This is a genomic window from Agromyces sp. P1_H4, from assembly GCF_056405255.1.
This window is the reverse complement of the sequence record NZ_JBFUCL010000478.1, coordinates 1-2,037: the sequence shown is the minus strand read 5'-3', so window position 1 is coordinate 2,037 and position 2,037 is coordinate 1. Positions and strand designations below refer to the sequence as shown.

Here is a 2,037-nt window from a genome sequence, read left to right as displayed (position 1 = left end):
CCCGGATCTCCTCGCGCTGCGACGGCGGCAGCACGGCGTCGATGAGGTCGAGCTGCTGGGGCGAGTCGACCATGAGGGTGACGCGGCTCGCGAGGTCGGCGTCGCCGGCGAGGCGACGGATGCTGCCGCGTTCCGCCGTGGGATAGCCGACGACGAGGTCGTCGACCGTGTCGGCGAGCCACAGCGCCTCGGCGAGCGTGTAGGCGAGCACCCCCCGGTAGCCGGGCTGGCGCAGCAGCGCCTCGATGACGCTGCGCACGCGGACGGACTTCGACGCGATGCGAATCGGTGTGCCGTGCGCGCGGCGCAGCATGTCGTGCGCGTTGTGGCGCAGCGCCCCGAGGTGGAGGGCGCCGACGGGTGCGTCGAGCCCGGCGGTGGCAGCGCTGAGGGCGGGCCAGTACCGTTCGGGCGAACGCCAGGGCGCGGCATCCGTGCCCGTGATCGTCATGGCGAGGTCGAGGGTCATCAGCGCACGCTCCTGACGCGCGAGACCGCGAGCGCCCCGGCGAACGCGAAGATCGCGCCGAGCACGAAGACGAGCACGAAGGACCCGGTGGCGACCACGGCCGCGGCGCCGATGAGCGGCCCGACGGCCTGCGGCACCGCCGTGGCGATGTTCATGATGCCGAGGTCCTTGCCGCGCGAGGCGGCGTCGGGCAGCACCTGGGTGGCGAGGGCCTGGTCGACCGAGAGGAAGCAGCCGTACCCGAGCCCGAGGATGCCGGCGGCGACCATCGCGACCGTGAGGTCGGGGAAGCAGGCGAGGAGCAGCGCCGCGACGCCCTGGAGCCCCGAGGCGAGGAACACGAACGCCTTGCGGCGGCCCAGGCGGTCGGAGAGGCGCCCCAGCAGCAGCGACGCGAGGATCACGAACACCATGTAGATGAGCGTGAGCACGATGAGGTCGTCCTCGGCGTGCGGATCGTCGAGCTGGAACATCAGGAAGTACAGCAGGAGGCTCGTGCCGAGCGCGTTGCCGACCGACACGAGCACGCGGCTGAGCAGGGTCCAGCCGAAGTCGGGGTACTTGCGCGGGCTGATCCAGAAGCCGGCGAGGATGCCCTTCGCGGTGACCCGGCGACGCTCCGCGGCCGCGAGCGGCTGGTCATGGCGGAGCAGGAACGGCACCGCGAGCACGAGGAGGATCACCGCGAGCAGGAGGTAGCCCAGGGACTGGTCGGTGACGAGTTCGGTCACGAGCAGGAGGCCGACGATGATGCCGACCGCCTGCGGCGCCGACATCCAGCCCGACACGAACCCGCGCTGGTTCACCGGCACCTGGTCGGAGATGGTCGCCGTCAACGCGGCCGTCATGATGCAGAAGCCGACGGATGCCGCGACCCACGCGGCCCCGATCGCCCAGATCTCGGTCTGGAGCCCGAGCGCGACGAGCGACAGCGCGAACACGAGCGCGCCGACGACGATCCACGGACGCCGCCGCCCGAACCGCGACGTGGTGCGGTCGGAGAGGGCGCCCGTCAGCGGGTAGGCGATGATCGTGGCGACCGCCGCGACGCCCGAGATGGTGCCGAAGGCCACCACGCTGTCGACCCAGTCCTCGGGGTGCAGCACCGCGTCGATCTGCGCGGGCAGCAGGAGCTGCACCGGGGTGAGCTGCGCCATCCAGACGCCGAGCCACACGGTCGCGAAGGCACCGATCCAGCCGGCCGAGACGCGGCGCACCGGTTCGGCGAGCGCGGCGAGCGGCTGCCGGTCGCTCGCGGGATGCCCCGGGGTGGGCGGGGCGGGGTCGAGGCTCGTCATCGGGGGTCGGCCATTCTCGAGAGGGCATCGGCGGCCGCACGTGCGACCGCCCGGGCGGCATCGTCGTCGCGATCGACGAGCCAGGTGAGGGTGAGTCCGTCGGTGAACGCCACGAGGACGCGCGCCACGTCGCGGACCGGCAGCCGCCAGTCGATCTCGGCGACGTYGGCCGCCAGCTCGAGGGAGCGCTCGGCGAGCTCGACGTACCTGGCGTACTGGGCGAGTGCGAGGGCGTTTCGCTCGGACGACCGGAGCGCGTACTGCGTGAGC

General features: G+C 72.6%; 1 protein-coding gene and 2 pseudogenes. All 3 read right to left on the bottom strand.

The genetic code is table 11. The annotated features are described in order from the left end of the window. Window positions 1–469, bottom strand: a pseudogene (locus tag AC1DY2_RS19075) (amino acid deaminase/aldolase); the annotation flags it as partial. Further along, complete coding sequence (locus AC1DY2_RS19070; RefSeq protein ID WP_476763841.1) at window positions 469–1,767, bottom strand: MFS transporter; 1,299 nt, start codon at window positions 1,765–1,767, stop codon at window positions 469–471. The gene AC1DY2_RS19070 and the pseudogene AC1DY2_RS19075, both read right to left, overlap by 1 nt. After that, a pseudogene (locus AC1DY2_RS19065) lies at window positions 1,764–2,037 on the bottom strand (TetR/AcrR family transcriptional regulator); the annotation flags it as partial. The gene AC1DY2_RS19070 and the pseudogene AC1DY2_RS19065, both read right to left, overlap by 4 nt.